At 64.6% G+C, this 13,911-nt stretch carries 14 protein-coding genes; 9 read left to right on the forward strand and 5 right to left on the reverse strand.

Annotation, left to right across the window (positions count from 1 at the left end):
* Positions 1 to 330: 330 nt before the first annotated feature.
* Positions 331 to 828 carry a hypothetical protein gene (locus ACL02S_RS15005; protein WP_412803032.1) on the reverse strand — a complete coding sequence of 166 codons (498 nt, stop codon included), beginning with the start codon at positions 826 to 828 and terminating at the stop codon, positions 331 to 333.
* An 86-nt stretch (positions 829 to 914) separates the two neighbouring features.
* Complete coding sequence (locus ACL02S_RS15010; protein ID WP_412803033.1) at positions 915 to 1,565, reverse strand: HAD family hydrolase; 651 nt, start codon at positions 1,563 to 1,565, stop codon at positions 915 to 917.
* A 198-nt stretch (positions 1,566 to 1,763) separates the two neighbouring features.
* Between ACL02S_RS15010 and ACL02S_RS15015 the strand changes: the two genes are divergently transcribed.
* Positions 1,764 to 2,438: a PaaI family thioesterase gene (locus tag ACL02S_RS15015; protein WP_412803034.1), complete on the forward strand. Its 675-nt coding sequence runs from the start codon at positions 1,764 to 1,766 to the stop codon at positions 2,436 to 2,438.
* Positions 2,439 to 2,541: 103 nt separating this feature from the next.
* On the opposite strand, the gene ACL02S_RS15020 is transcribed toward ACL02S_RS15015, so the two are convergent.
* The 3 genes from ACL02S_RS15020 to ACL02S_RS15030 form a co-directional block, all read right to left on the reverse strand.
* Positions 2,542 to 3,711, reverse strand: a complete 1,170-nt coding sequence (locus tag ACL02S_RS15020; protein WP_412803035.1) for a sulfotransferase family protein — start codon at positions 3,709 to 3,711, stop codon at positions 2,542 to 2,544.
* A 78-nt stretch (positions 3,712 to 3,789) separates the two neighbouring features.
* The gene (locus ACL02S_RS15025; protein WP_412803036.1) at positions 3,790 to 4,566 is read right to left on the reverse strand and encodes an SDR family oxidoreductase; all 777 of its coding nucleotides are present in this window, start codon (positions 4,564 to 4,566) and stop codon (positions 3,790 to 3,792) included.
* Positions 4,566 to 5,729, reverse strand: coding sequence for a hypothetical protein (locus ACL02S_RS15030; protein WP_412803037.1), 1,164 nt, complete (start codon positions 5,727 to 5,729; stop codon positions 4,566 to 4,568). Before ACL02S_RS15030 ends, ACL02S_RS15025 begins: the two co-directional genes overlap by 1 nt.
* Positions 5,730 to 5,813: 84 nt before the next feature.
* On the opposite strand from ACL02S_RS15030, the gene ACL02S_RS15035 reads away from it, so the two are divergent.
* From ACL02S_RS15035 to ACL02S_RS15070, 8 genes are all read left to right on the forward strand, one after another.
* A complete protein-coding gene (locus ACL02S_RS15035) occupies positions 5,814 to 6,743 on the forward strand; it encodes a helix-turn-helix domain-containing protein (RefSeq protein WP_412803038.1) in 930 nt (309 codons plus the stop codon).
* Between the two features lie 9 nt (positions 6,744 to 6,752).
* On the forward strand, positions 6,753 to 7,685 hold the full coding sequence (cysD, locus tag ACL02S_RS15040) for a sulfate adenylyltransferase subunit CysD (RefSeq protein WP_412803039.1): 933 nt from the start codon (positions 6,753 to 6,755) through the stop codon (positions 7,683 to 7,685).
* Entirely contained in the window at positions 7,685 to 9,520 is a 1,836-nt protein-coding gene (gene cysC, locus ACL02S_RS15045) for an adenylyl-sulfate kinase (RefSeq protein WP_412803040.1), read from the forward strand. The genes cysD and cysC overlap by 1 nt, the downstream gene beginning before the upstream one ends.
* A gap of 259 nt (positions 9,521 to 9,779) precedes the next feature.
* Entirely contained in the window at positions 9,780 to 10,118 is a 339-nt protein-coding gene (locus tag ACL02S_RS15050; RefSeq protein WP_412803041.1) for a hypothetical protein, read from the forward strand.
* Positions 10,119 to 10,615: 497 nt separating this feature from the next.
* A complete protein-coding gene (locus ACL02S_RS15055) occupies positions 10,616 to 11,029 on the forward strand; it encodes a hypothetical protein (RefSeq protein ID WP_412803042.1) in 414 nt (137 codons plus the stop codon).
* Positions 11,004 to 11,561, forward strand: a complete 558-nt coding sequence (locus ACL02S_RS15060; protein ID WP_412803043.1) for a hypothetical protein — start codon at positions 11,004 to 11,006, stop codon at positions 11,559 to 11,561. Before ACL02S_RS15055 ends, ACL02S_RS15060 begins: the two co-directional genes overlap by 26 nt.
* A gap of 111 nt (positions 11,562 to 11,672) precedes the next feature.
* Positions 11,673 to 12,698: a hypothetical protein gene (locus ACL02S_RS15065; protein WP_412803044.1), complete on the forward strand. Its 1,026-nt coding sequence runs from the start codon at positions 11,673 to 11,675 to the stop codon at positions 12,696 to 12,698.
* Positions 12,699 to 12,708: 10 nt separating this feature from the next.
* Positions 12,709 to 13,758, forward strand: a complete 1,050-nt coding sequence (locus ACL02S_RS15070) for an FAD-dependent oxidoreductase (protein WP_412803045.1) — start codon at positions 12,709 to 12,711, stop codon at positions 13,756 to 13,758.
* Positions 13,759 to 13,911: the final 153 nt, after the last annotated feature.

Below are 13,911 nucleotides of genomic sequence, written 5' to 3' on the forward strand. Positions count from 1 at the left end.
ATGGAATAAGTTACGCGGCGGAAAACACTACGTCAAATCGCCTGGACAACGGCGCGTTTCCGCAGGTCGGACGAATGACATCGGCACGAAAAACCGCTCGAATCACACAAATGTGACTCAAGCCACCGAACAATACTTCCCCGCAGCTGTCGCGGCAGTGTTTCGCAAGCCAGAGCCCGAGGTCCATAAACCGCGTTGTACTGCTGATATACGAGAGCTGAGCTGTTTCGATGGCACTCTGCCTACTACTTATGCGAACAGATCCTTATGCGGACATTCGAGTACCGCTGCGGGAAACCCGATGAATCGCGGTCCCTGATCCACATGTGCTCAGACCGGATCGGATGAATCCGACCTGCCACGTTCGGCGCGCTCCGGCGCCATCAACTCCTCGGCGCGGGCCAGTGCCGCGTTCATCCCCTCGGTCAGATCACTCATCCCGGTGAGGCAGTCCAGTAGTTCGGCCAGTTCGTCGTGCACAGCCCGTAACTCGGCGACCTCCGGGTCCACCGGGTACCACGCCACCGCCTCCCGCCACCAGGGATCACCGGAGAGCCAAGACCACAACACATCCCGGACCAGCACCGCGTCGGAGGTGTACATCTGGAAGGACTCGGTCGGCGACCCCGCCCGATGTTCCAGTTCGTACATACCGTCGGACAGCAACTTGGCCCGGATCTCATGGGCGCCTGCCCGGCTGAGCTCGAGGATCGGGCAGTCCGGGCCGGGCGGTACATCGAGGAAATCGCTGAGCGCGTGCTCGGTCGATCCCGGCAGCGGTGTCCCATCTCCCGCGTGGACGCGCACATCGGTGGGGTCGATGCTCATCGTGTCAGTCTGCCCGAGTGCGACGTTCGAACACCGGAAAGGCGCTGGAGTCGGCGTGCCTCACCACTCGGCGCCGTGGCAGCGATTCAACCGGTGATCAGCGCGGGAGTGAGATCGTCGAGTCCTGAGATCACCCGGGTGGCCAGTGCCAGCGCATTCGGCGCGGGCGGGTACTCCGGCCGCGGCGCGGCGATGACACGCATACCCGCGGCATGGGCCGCGCGTAGCCCATTGCCCGAGTCCTCCACTGCGGCGCAATGGGTGGGCTGTTGCCGGAGGAAAGCCGCGACCGTCAGATAGACATCGGGTGCGGGTTTACCCCGATCCACTTCCTCGGTGGAGAAAGTGACGGTGAAGTACTCGATCAGCCCTGTCCGCCGCAGCACGGTATCGATCAGCGCGCGTGGTGACGAACTGGCCAGGCCGAGCGGCCATTGCTCACTGATCCGCTGTACGGCCTCGACCGCACCGGGCAGCAGCGGAACGGCCTCGGCATAGCGCGCCGCCATCCGCTCGATCACCTCACGCGCGACGATCTCCGGCGGCGCGTCGACACCGAGCTCGGCACTGAGGTACACCGCCCATTCATCGGTACTCATCCCCATCAACCGCTCCTGGGTCTCCGGCAGCCACTGCCCGCCTCGCTCCGCAACATATCCACGCCGCACCTGTTCCCAGATCGGCTCGGAATCGATCAAGACGCCATCCATATCGAAAACGACCGCAGTGATACCCATGTACACAGCGCCTTTCGCCAGCCGACGTGGTCAGATACCGATCACGAGCCGGATCGCACGGCGGGCCGCCCGAATATGCCGGTGCCATTCAGGGCGGCGCGATTCCGGTCGTATCCCAGCCTATGCGGTGCCGTGGCACACGCGAGGACCCGCACCCACCCGACGAGCATCCACCGGGCAACCGATAATTTGTGCCCCATGAAAGAACTGCACGCCGACCCGCTGCCAGACAAAGAGCATCACGAGGGCGGGTTCCGGCCGTTGAGTGAGCTGACCGCTGCCCACGAAGCAGCGAAGAACGTCGATATCGCCCGAGGCGGACCCCACTATGGCCAGTTCATCGAAGAAATACGTGGCCTGATGGACCGGGTACGCCTGGCCAGTCCCTCCGACGAGCTGGCGCTGGAAGCGATCGGCATGCTGAAGGAACTGAACGACAAACTCGACGACGCCGTGGTGGACGAATGGTCGACCCCCAGCTGGACTCGCTTCGACCTGCCCGCTCGCGGCAACATCACGCTGCCACCGTTCCTGATCGACCATATCGACCAGCAGGGCATCGACGCGCGCATCACCTTTCGTACCTTTCATCTCGGTGGTAACAGCGCCGCCCACGGTGGCCAGATCGCGACGGTCTTCGACGATCTGCTCGGCATGGCCGCTGCCGTACATACGGGCTCGGTGACCAGGACCGCTTCACTGACCGTCGACTATCGCTCGGTCACTCCCTTGAACACCGAACTGTCGGTACGGGCGTGGGCCGAGCACAGCGAAGGACGCAAAGTCTATGTCCGCGCCACCCTGCACGACGGCGACCGGCTCTGCGCCGAAGCGCACGGCCTGTTCATCGTCCTCAAACCGGGCCAGCCCTGAGCCCTGCCCGCAGGCTGAACCCGGTCGGTGAACCGGAGCGACCTCCCAGACAGGCCGGATGCTGCCCGCCGGTCACGTACCGGGAACGGCGGGCGGCAGCCGATCACCGTCCCGGAAAATGCGCTTCCCTGTATACGGCGAACCGGGCATCCACCTGCTGAGCGGTCAGGCCGAAATCGTCGAGGGTGTATCGATGCGCCGGGCGCGCGGCTCCCGCGGTGCTCTCCGTGTGCAAAGCGGCCATCGCCGTAGTCGCCTCCTCGGTGAGCGGAAGTTCGAAGTGCCGATAGATCGACTCCACCGTGCCCATCGGGTCGGCGACGAACTCGTCGTAATCGATATCGCAGAACTGCGCCGGGTTGTGTCGCTTGCGATCGGCGAGGAAACGGTCGGCGCCGCGGGCCCACAGATCCAGCTGTGTCGCGCCGATCACCGGCCCGCGGAACTTCTCCGACCAGCCCGCCGAGGCTTGTTCGTTGAGGCTGCACACCGAGGCGATGATGGTCCGCGGATCGCGGTGCATCTGGATGACCAGCGCATCCGGATAGGCCGCTAAGAGGGCGTCCAGCGCGAACAGGTGGCCGGGATTCTTGAGCACCCATCGTTTCCCGGCGTCCTGCAGCCCGATCAACTGGAGATTGCGCCGATATCTGCGATAGACCGGAGTCCAATCCTGGTCGCGCAGCCATTCGGAATAACGGGGCAGGTAGGCCAGGCATTCATAAGACACCGACATGATCGACTGGCGCAGCAGATACCAGCACTCCTCGACCTGATCTGCCGAGATGTGGTGCACACCCATGAACTCCGGATGCTCTATGTGGTGCTTGTCGTAGGCGGCCGCGATGCGCTGATACATCGGGTTGCTCGCCCAGGTCTCCCGTGGCGGGCGGGGTTGCGGCAGCTCGGCCAGCCACATCTCCAGCCCTTGGTGCGCCGGATCCGCGTGCAACAGGCGGTGCACCGCAGTCGTGCCGGAGCGCGGCAGACCGGTCACGAAGATCGGCCGTTCGATCGCCACATCGGCGTATTCCGGAAACTGTCGCCACGCCGCCTCGCTGAGCAGCCGGGCAATCAGCGCACCGCGCAGGAACGCACGGTGCACCTTGTTGCCGAACGGCGTGAGTTCGGCGTCGGCGGCATAGGACTCGAGCAGCACCTCGAGCCCCTCCCGATAGTCGTCGGCGCCGAAGTCGTCCAGCCCGACCACCTTGGTCGCCGAGGCGTGCAGACCATCGATGGTCCCGACGTCGTCCCTGCCGATCACGGTCATCTCCTCAATATATGTGCGGAACACCCGCAGCAGTTCTGGATGGGAGCGCGCTGCGCGATAGTGGTGCGCGCTGCGCGCCTAGTGGTGGTATTCGCCGGCGTTGACGTCCAGGCACGCGCCGGTGATGGCCCGCGCCATAGTGGAAGCGAAGAACACGACCGCATCGGCGATCTCATCGGGTTCGGGCAGTTTGCGCAGGTCGATGGTTTTCGCGGTCTCGGCGTAGACCTCCTCGGCGGTAATCCCCCGCTGTTGGGCGAGGTAGTTGAAGTACCACTTCAGGTTGTCGGCCCAGATGTATCCCGGCGCGACCGAGTTCACCCGGATACCCTTCGGCCCGAGTTCGGTGGCCAGGCTCTGCGCCAAGGCGAGCAGGCCGGCCTTGGCCATCTTGTACGGTCCGAAGGTGCGCCGCGAATGCCGCAGCACCGCCGAGTTGATCATCACCACCGAGCCCTTGGTCTCGGTGAGAGCGGGCACGAAAAGCCTGGTCAGCCGCAGTGCAGCCAGAACATTGGTCTCGAAGCCCGCCCGCACCTGATCCAGGTCGACATCGGCGAGATCCGCGATCGGCGGAATCGCGAAGGCATTGTTCACCAGCGTGTCCACCCGGCCGAATGCGCTGTGCGCGGTCTCGACCAGCTGTGCGGCCGCGGCCTCGTCGTTGATATCGGTTACCGCGACCACGGCTCGTCTGCCGAGCTCGGTGATCTCCTTGGCCACCTCGGTCAACCGTGCTTCGGTCCGCGCGGCGAGCACCAGATCGGCGCCGGCTTTCGCGCTCTGCACGGCGATAGCGCGCCCGAGCCCCGGACCGACCCCGGAGACCACAACTACTTTGTCCCGCAACAACATCAGCCGAGCATCCTCTCCGCGACGGCCACCTGACGCGCCGCGATACGAGCGCACCACTGCTCCGGCGTGACACACGCCAGGTCGTAGAACGGCAGACGCTCGGGCAGCTCGGCGACCGGCACGATGTCTACTGTCGGTCCATCATCGGGCTTCATCTCCCTGGACAGCCGCTGCCAGCGCAGCTGCAGGTATCCCCGCGCGTGTCCGGTGCGTTCGATCCAATTGGTCAGGCCGGGATCGCGCTCGCTGACCACAAGCCGGATCATCCCGTCCGGATCCACCTGCGCCTGGTCGGCGGTGAGGCTGGTCTGATGGTTGATGTAGTCCAGCGACAGGTACCACATGCTGCCGAGCTGAAAGCCTTGATACGGCGCGTCGGATTTCGGCACCGTAATGATCATCGCCTGGCCGTCGTCCAGGTCGTAGTGACCGACGGAGGAGAACTGGGTGCTGAGCCCGCCCGGCGTCTGCCTCGGCTCGGTCATCGTGTTCACCGGAAGGTTCAGATAGAACCATTCGGGAAAGGCGAGGAAGGTCCGCAACCGCGATACCAGCATCTTGCCCGCTACGCCGTACCGCTTGGTCAGTAGGTCCTTGGTCAGCGGGGGTGGTGCGGCGCCGATCTTGTCGACTCGCTGGATGCGAATCGTGCCCGGTTTCTCGGTCGCCCAATCGCTGTAGACCTCGCGGACCACGAGCATCGCCGCATCGGAGCCGAGGTGCACATACCCGGGACGCGCCGCACCGGGGCCGAACCGGAGTTCATAGCGCCCCTGCGCATCGATCTCGAACGCTCGATCGTCGAACGCGGTGAGACTGTCGGGTACGTCCACCGGCGAATAGTCGCCGTTGAGCACCTGGAAGCTCAGATCACGTGTGGTGCCTCGGGTACCTGTCACCACGTACTCCGCGTCCGGCCGCAGGTAGGAGTGGAAATACAAGGTGTCCGGATTGTCCAGTCCCATCTTGGTGTACGGCCCAGTGGACTGCACGAAGAACGGGAAGTCCCGCTCATAGGCCCATGCCATCTGTAATGACGCGCGGATACTGCCTGCCAGATAGTCATAGCCCTCGACGAGGTCCTGCTCGGTGCGGATGTGCGCGGCCGCGGTGATGATCTGCTCGGCAGCGGCGATGGCGTCCGCGAACGGCTGTGTCAGCAAGAGGCACTCTCCGTTGTTCCAAATATGTACCACTCTGGTACATTTCGATAAAGGAAAGATTAGAACGTGTTCTAGGAGTGGTCAATGCCCACGCACAAGGAGACACCGGGGAGTGGAGTCGGCCGCCGGTCCGCGCCCACCGCACGAGTGATTCGGGTCCTGGATTTCTTCGTCGCGCAGCGCGGCAAACGCTTCGGCCTCTCCGAGCTGGCCCGCGAGCTGGATCTGGCCAAACCGACCTGCCTCGGCATCCTCACCGAACTGACCGCGGGCGGATACCTGGTTCGCGATGCCGATCACCGCACCTACGGCCTCGGACCCGCGCTGATCGCGGCAGGCCGGGTCGCGCAGGACGGCTTCGCCATCTCCGCCTTGGCCCGCGAAGAGCTGGAGAAACTCACCGTGCGCTATCGCACGACCTGCACCGCCTCCGCGGTGGTCGGCGAACAGATCATGGTGCTGGAAAGCACCGGGCCCGGCCGGGTCAAGGTGGGCGCGGCCTACCGTTTCGCACCGCCGGTCGGGCTGATGTACGTGCTCTGGGACACCGAAACGGCCTTCGATTCCTGGCTGGCCACGCCGCCCGTGGTGCCGTTACAGCAGGATGAGACGCGCCTGCGCCAAGTCGTCGCCGAATGCCGTGAACGCGGATTCCTGGTGGAGAGCATGACCACCGCCGGGCAGCGGCTCTACGCACTACTTGCCGGAGTCTCCGACCGCGATCTCCCTCCTGAACTGCGCGAACTCGTCGGCGAACTAGTGACGACCCTCGGTGAGCGGGTCTACCTGGGATCGAATCTGCGGCCCCGCAAAGAACACCCGGTAAGCCTGCTGGCCGCACCGACCTACGGCGGCGACGGCAGGCAGAACATGGTGCTCACGATGTATGTCGGCGCCTCGATCACCGGGGCCGAAATCGCCAGGCGCGGCGCCGCACTTGTGGCGGCCGCCGATGCGGTGACCGTGCGCTCCGGCGGTGACAAACCATTGACCAACGCCATGAACGTGTTCTAATTTTTTGGTGTGAGCCAGTACACAAAGTCGACGGCGAGCACCTACGAGCTCCCTCATCTGGACGCGCTCGAGGCCGAGTCGGCACATATATTCCGTGAAGTAGCCGCGACATTCGAACACCCGGTACTGCTGTTCTCCGGCGGCAAGGATTCGGTGGTGATGCTGCACCTGGCGGCCAAGGCTTTCTGGCCCGCCCCGCTACCGTTCCCGGTACTGCATATCGATACCGGACATAACTTCGACGAGGTGATCGCCTACCGCGATGCGACTGTGTCGCGCCTGGGATTACGTCTGGTCGTCGGACGGGTGCAGGACGATATCGATGCGGGGCGCGTAGTAGAGGAGAGCGGACCACGCGCTTCCCGTAATCGGTTGCAAACGGCGACACTGCTGCGCGCGATCCGCGAGGGAGCGTTCGACGCGGTCTTCGGTGGCGCGCGCCGCGATGAGGAGAAGGCCCGCGCCAAGGAGCGGGTGTTCAGCTTCCGTGACGAATACGGTCAATGGGACCCACGCAGACAGCGCCCCGAGCTGTGGCACCTGTACAACGGCAGGCATCGCACCGGCGAGCACATCCGGGTTTTTCCACTGTCGAACTGGACCGAGCTCGATATCTGGAGCTATATCGCCGCCGAGGGCATCGAGCTACCCCCGCTGTATTACGCGCACCGCAGACCCGTGGTGCAACGCGACGGAATGCTGTTGGCACACACCCGTTTCCTCACCCTGCTCGACGGTGAGCATCCCTATACGGCCACCGTGCGCTTCCGGACCGTCGGCGATGCGACCTGCACCGGATGCGTCGAATCCACCGCGGCCACTCCCGCGGAGGTGGTAGCCGAGGTCGCCGCAGCACGGGTCACCGAGCGCGGCGCCACGCGCGCCGACGATCGCATCTCCGAAGCGGGTATGGAAGACCGCAAACGCGAAGGTTATTTCTGATGACAACCACACTATTGCGCCTCGCCACCGCGGGCAGCGTCGACGACGGCAAATCGACTCTCATCGGCCGACTGCTGTTCGACTCCAAAACCCTCTTCACCGACCAGCTCGCCGCGGTGGAACGCACCAGCCGTGAGCGCGGCGACGACTACCCGAACCTGGCCCTGCTGACCGACGGCCTGCGCGCCGAACGCGAACAGGGCATCACCATCGACGTGGCACACCGCTATTTCGCCACACCGAGAAGAAAATTCATCATCGCCGACACCCCGGGCCATGTGCAGTACACCCGCAATATGGTGACCGGCGCCTCGACCGCCGATCTGGCGCTGATCCTGGTGGACGCCCGCAAGGGCGTGGTAGAGCAAACCCGCCGCCACGCCTTCCTCGCCGGCCTTCTCGGCATCCCGCATCTGGTGCTGTGCGTGAACAAAATGGACCTGGTCGACTGGTCACAACAGCGGTTCGAGGAGATCAGGGAGGAGTTCGCGCGATTCGCCGCCAAACTCGACGTCGCCGACCTCACCTTCGTGCCGGTATCGGCGCTGCACGGCGACAATATCGTGCACCGAGGCACCGGTATGCCGTGGTATGAGGGCACTCCCCTGCTACACCATCTCGAAGAAGTGCATATCGCCTCCGACCGCAACCTGATCGATGCGCGTTTCCCGGTGCAGTACGTTACGCGCAAGCACGCTCGAGATTTCCGCGGTTACGCGGGCACCGTCGCGGGCGGGGTGTTCAAACCGGGCGACGAAGTGACCGTGATGCCCTCCGGATTCACCACCACCGTCGCAGCGCTCTGGGGCCCTGGCGGCATACCCATCCAGGAAGCCTTCCCCCCGCAAGCGATCACCGTCCAGCTCACCGATGAGCTCGATATCGCGCGCGGCGATCTGATCTGCCGCCCGAACAACCGCCCGCACACCGGCCGCGACCTCGATGCGATGGTGTGCTGGTTCGCCGAGGACACCCAGCTCACCCCTGGCGCGACCTACACCATCCGGCACACCACTCGTGCGGCGACCGTCGAGGTCCGCTCCCTCGACTATCGGCTCGACGTCAACACCCTGCATCGCGATGAACACGCGGAATCGTTGTCGCTCAATGAAATCGGCCGAGTTCAGTTACGCACCCGGCAGCCGATGCTGTTCGACCCGTATCGGCGCAACCGAACCACCGGCAGCTTCATCCTGGTCGACGACACCACCAACAACACCGTCGCCGCGGGCATGATCACCGGCCCCACCCTCCCCTCCACCCGCGTGGTCTGGCATTCCACCGCAGTCGAGCGGGACGAGCGCGCCACCAAGGGGCTGACCGTCTGGTTGACCGGCCTGTCCGGTTCCGGAAAATCCACTGTCGCAGTGGAACTGGAGCGCCACCTGGTGGCCGCGGGCCGCCCGGCATTCCTCTTGGACGGCGACAATCTACGGCACGGGCTCAACGCCGACCTCGGATTCAGTGCGGCGGATCGGGCGGAGAACGTCCGGCGCGTCGGCGAGGTGGCCAAACTGTTCGCCGAAGCAGGCGTGGTGGCGGTTGTCTCGTTGATCAGTCCATACCGAGCCGACCGCGACCGGGTTCGGGCCGCGCACGAGGCGGCGGATATCCCCTTCGTGGAGGTATTCGTCGACACCCCACTAGCGGTCTGCGAAGCCCGCGATCCCAAGGGCATGTATGCCAAAGCGCGCGCAGGCGAGATCCGCGGCTTCACCGGCATCGACGATCCCTATGAGGCACCGGTCGATGCCGAGATCGTGCTACGACCCGACCACGGCGACCCGGCGGCGATGGCCGCGACCGTCATCGCGCGGCTGACGCGAATGGACTGATACGGGCGTGCCCGCGGATGTCGACGCCGGTCTCGACTCGGCGGGGGCGCTCACGGCAATCCCGGCGAGATCCTTCGCGGCCGCGACGAACCAATCGGCGACGAACTTCGTCGCGGACTTGCCATCGGTGGTCACCGGATGATCGGCGTAGGAACCGTGACGCTGAACGACCTCGGAACATTCGACAGCAGGCCAAGTAGCTTTGTTACGAAAACCACTGGGCTGCAACGGCTCACCACTGAATTCGACTTACGCGGCGATGTTCGCGACCGTGGGCAACAACGGTGCGTTGTCGGGTGCGTCGCAGACCGGGTCACCGGCCGAGCAGAAACTCGCCACCCGGCCTGCGACCTGGTCTGCGCCGAGCTACCCCAGGGGCCGCCGCTGGAGTTCCCCGGTCCCCTCCTCCGGGGAACCGGGCGGCCCCGGTGTTGCGGGTCGGGCCACCGAACAGCGCTACTGCCGCCATCCGGTCCGCCGGGACCGGGACCGGGCCCCGGCCTTGGCCGACATCCCTGACGAACAGCGACGCGACGTGCGTACCTCGGCTGTATCCGGCGATGGCGAACCGGGTTTTCGAGCAGCGCCCCCCAACTGATTCCGGCACTGGGCATCTCGCCGGCCGAGGTGCAAGCCGGCTACAAGCGAGACCCAGACGCACTCGTCTGACGTGGGCTGCGTGTCCAAGCCCCCGGCCGGCAGGTCGACGAGCTGCCGGCCCGAACGAACCTGGTCCGACGGGCCGTACCGCAGCCCCGAATCTCCCTGTGTCCCTGATGTACTCATCGAACGCCCCTGCTCGGCATACTGTGGCCTCGGCCCCTCGGCGGTGGCCTCACAGTTCCCCGTTTGTTTGGTGATGTAGGTTGCCTGGAACCATACATCTAAGCGACAATACAGCGATACTTCAAATACATTCCATCTACAGTATGCAGATAGGAACAGGTTCCCCACACTGCGCGCACCGCAACCGCAGATGTACCCGACTTACGATCGGTGGGATATTGATACAGGTCAGTGCCTACATGTGGGCACAATGTAGGCACTGGAACGGTCTATCACCTGACCAACATCGATGGAACCGAGGGGAAACAAGTGATATACAAATCGCACTTGGAGGGAGATCCAGCCCGGTTCGGTCGAATCATCCAGACCGAGCGCAAGCGGAGGGGCCTCACCCGCGAGAAAGTGCAGGAGAAGGTCGGGCTGGGTGTGATGACCCAGTACAACGTCGAGAACGCCAAAGGTGGAACTCCCCGCGCCCAGACATTCACAGCCTACGAAGAACTGTTCGGCTGGAAGGAGGAATCGGCAGCACGCACATTCTACGGCGGCGATCCCAAGCCGCTGCACACCGATGTCGTGCCCGAGCCCGTACCCGAACTGCCACCCGCCGTGCGCAAGATTGCATTTCGGCTGGCACAACTCAACGATCCCGCACTGAAGCAGGTCGAGGAGCTGCTCGATCTTGCAGATAAGATGCGTGAATCGAACAACAAGGGGGAATGACGCACTAGCTACCCCGCTCGTCGCCACGCCACCACACCAGATACCCGAGGTCGTGCGCTACCAGATGCTGCGACGTCGAGTCATCCGCCTTCTGCGCCTGCTCAGCGTGGAACCGTCGGACGGCGTCGGGGGCATCATCGACGCTGTGGCGTCAGCGCTGGATCTATCGATCATCATCTATCCGACCAACCTCATGGCCGACGCCATGCTCGGGTTCACCGATTACACCGACACCCTGGGATACGTCATCTTCGTGCAATCCGCGACCACACCCGAACACCAGGCACACATCGTCCTGCACGAAGTCGCGCACATCATGCTCGAAACCTTCGAACCCCTCGATGATCTCCCGGCCCTGGGCAATGCCCACCGCACTGCCGACTATTCCACCCCCGGCGAGCGTGATGCCGAATTCGTCGCCCGCGCGATCGGCACGCTTCTGGACCTGGACTCCGACGCACGGCTGCCCACCCAGCCCGACCCCCGTGTCGAACGCCTGGCACAGACCCTCCAAGACCGGATCGGGTGGTGACACATGACATACGACTCGACTTACAACCTGCCCGTCCGCATCGGACTCGTGCTGGTCATCGGGTTGTGGCGGTGCTGGCAGATACGGCGCCGTCGGCCCACGCCCGAATCGGTGTCTATCACGGTCGCGATCCTCGCTCTCGGCGGAAGCCTGATCTTCGAAGCACTCGCCAATGCACAGTCCGACAGCGGATCTGCGTACACCTACCTCACAGCTGCCATCAAGACAGTGTTCCTATTCATCATGTTCAGCGCACTGACCGGCTACTACGCCGCCGCAGACGGCACCGACAGAGGACGGCGCGTCGCCTTCACCGTCACCGTCATCGGCGGAATCTCCGCTGCCGCGGTCCTTGGCTCAGGCGTCACCGTCACCCCAGGACGACAGCTGTGGGATTTCCAGCACACCGACACCCTCACCTACTACGTGTCGACCGCGATCTTCTTCCCGGTCGCCTGTCTCGGAGCCGGCCTTCTCGCCACCCGACTAGCACGCCGTGCGTTGGGATCTCTGCGCTTCGCGCTCGGTCTCGGCGCCGCGGCACTATGGCTACTCGCCGCAGTCAGCGCGTTCACGCCTTACTCCTACTGGGTCGGCTACAGATCCGGTACCAGTTCACCCGACGGGCCGCACGCCAACATCGACGGTCCACTCGGAGTGTTCCTGTTCGTCGGGTTCATCGGAGGCTGCCTCATGCTGGTGATCAGCTTCGGTGCCGTCGCCATCGCACACCGAACCCGCCAGCTCCGCGCCACCTGGATCGCCTTGTTCGATCTGCGCGCCATGCGCCACCTACGCGACGACCTGAGTCGGGTCGCACCCGAGCTTTCCTTCCCCCGCAGCGGCTGGAAGCCGATCATGCTGCGTCCGCATACCGCACGTACCACCGCCCGCATCGAGTGTCGGGACCGACTGGTCAGGCTGTCACCCAAGATCGCCGCCGAACTCGATCCCGACGACCACCAGAACCCCGACGCCGTCGCCGCAGTGCTGTACCGGCTGTACCGCGAAGGCTCCCTCCATCAACCGCACGAATCGGTTCCTGCGGTGCCGATCCTCACCGACCCCCGAACCAACGGACGCGATCAACTGATTCCACTGGCCCGCAGCTACGCACGACTCAGAACAACCGAGTAGGAGAAAACGAATGGTGACGATCATCGGCGGCGGAATTGCCGGGACCGTTCTCGCCGGCGCACTGGCCCGCCACGGAGACAAGGCGACCCTTTTCGAGCAGCAGCCGGGCGGGCTCAGTGGTGGCATGTTCCTATTCATCGACGAGCGTGGACACGCGGCGCTACACGACCTCGGCGTCGACGAATCCACCCTGCACGCCGCATCTTATCCGGTCACCGCGCTGAAATATGTCACAAGCACCGGACGGCGGGCCCAGATGAGCCGCGGACACCGATTCTGGATGCGTAGCGCCCTCATGCACATCCTGACCGAGTTCGTCGCCGACTCCGGGGCCGAATTGTGCTACGGCCAAGCCGTCACCGACGTCACCCTCACCGATACCGGCTGCATCGTCCACCGAGGCGACCAGACCACCACTATCGACGACAGTCTGGTCGTGGCCGCAGACGGCATCGACTCGGTGGTCCGGAAACGCCTGGAACCCAACCGGATACCAGTCTTCGCTGGTGATGTCGTGCTCTACGGCATCACCAGCACACCGCTCGAACTGCCCACCGAATCCGCCGTACTGCACTTCTTCGCAGAAATCGACGACAATGGCGCGTCGTCGAGCACACTCGGACACATCTGGCGCCCTGGCGACCCGAACGCGCTCTGGTTCATCCGCATTGCCCGCGACCCCCTGACCGACACCGACGACCTCGGTTTCCGTCCGATCAGCGAATGGTCCGACACCGTCCTCCGGGCGGCACCCTCGAACCAAGCCTTGGTCGGCACCCTGCTCGAGCACACCGATGTGGTGCACGTCAGCAACGCCCGCACCGTCCCCCTCGAAACCGCCGCCACCCCCACACTGCCCGTGCTGCTCGTCGGCGACGCCGACCACGCCATCACCCCCGCCGCAGGCGTAGGAGCCCGAGACGCGCTCGAAGATGCCCGTGCCGTCTACCAAGCGATCATCTCCGGAACCTCTCCCGCTCAGGCAATGGCACAGCGTCGCTCCCAGATCCTCGCAGACCGGGAGATGGCCCTGCGCGCTCGCAGCGGAGCCGGCTCGTAGCCCGACATGGCGGGCCATACACCGGGGTCGAGATGTGTACAACGCCTGCTCGATCAGGGCGCCCCGCTCTACCCCGACACAACACCCGACCGTTGTATTCGCAGTCCCCGTTCACGATCGCGAACCTACCGGGCCGGTCCGACACCCGGTTGC

Source organism: Nocardia spongicola, assembly GCF_047200775.1.
Lineage (GTDB): Bacteria > Actinomycetota > Actinomycetes > Mycobacteriales > Mycobacteriaceae > Nocardia.

Coding starts and splice junctions, on each gene's coding strand:
- cysC (WP_412803040.1), top strand. CDS start 7,685: ATGACAACCACACTATTGCGCCTCGCCACCGCGGGCAGCGTCGACGAC.
- ACL02S_RS15010 (WP_412803033.1), bottom strand. CDS start 1,565: ATGGGTATCACTGCGGTCGTTTTCGATATGGATGGCGTCTTGATCGAT.
- ACL02S_RS15035 (WP_412803038.1), top strand. CDS start 5,814: ATGCCCACGCACAAGGAGACACCGGGGAGTGGAGTCGGCCGCCGGTCC.
- ACL02S_RS15050 (WP_412803041.1), top strand. CDS start 9,780: ATGTTCGCGACCGTGGGCAACAACGGTGCGTTGTCGGGTGCGTCGCAG.
- ACL02S_RS15005 (WP_412803032.1), bottom strand. CDS start 828: ATGAGCATCGACCCCACCGATGTGCGCGTCCACGCGGGAGATGGGACA.
- ACL02S_RS15020 (WP_412803035.1), bottom strand. CDS start 3,711: ATGACCGTGATCGGCAGGGACGACGTCGGGACCATCGATGGTCTGCAC.
- ACL02S_RS15070 (WP_412803045.1), top strand. CDS start 12,709: ATGGTGACGATCATCGGCGGCGGAATTGCCGGGACCGTTCTCGCCGGC.
- ACL02S_RS15015 (WP_412803034.1), top strand. CDS start 1,764: ATGAAAGAACTGCACGCCGACCCGCTGCCAGACAAAGAGCATCACGAG.
- ACL02S_RS15025 (WP_412803036.1), bottom strand. CDS start 4,566: ATGTTGTTGCGGGACAAAGTAGTTGTGGTCTCCGGGGTCGGTCCGGGG.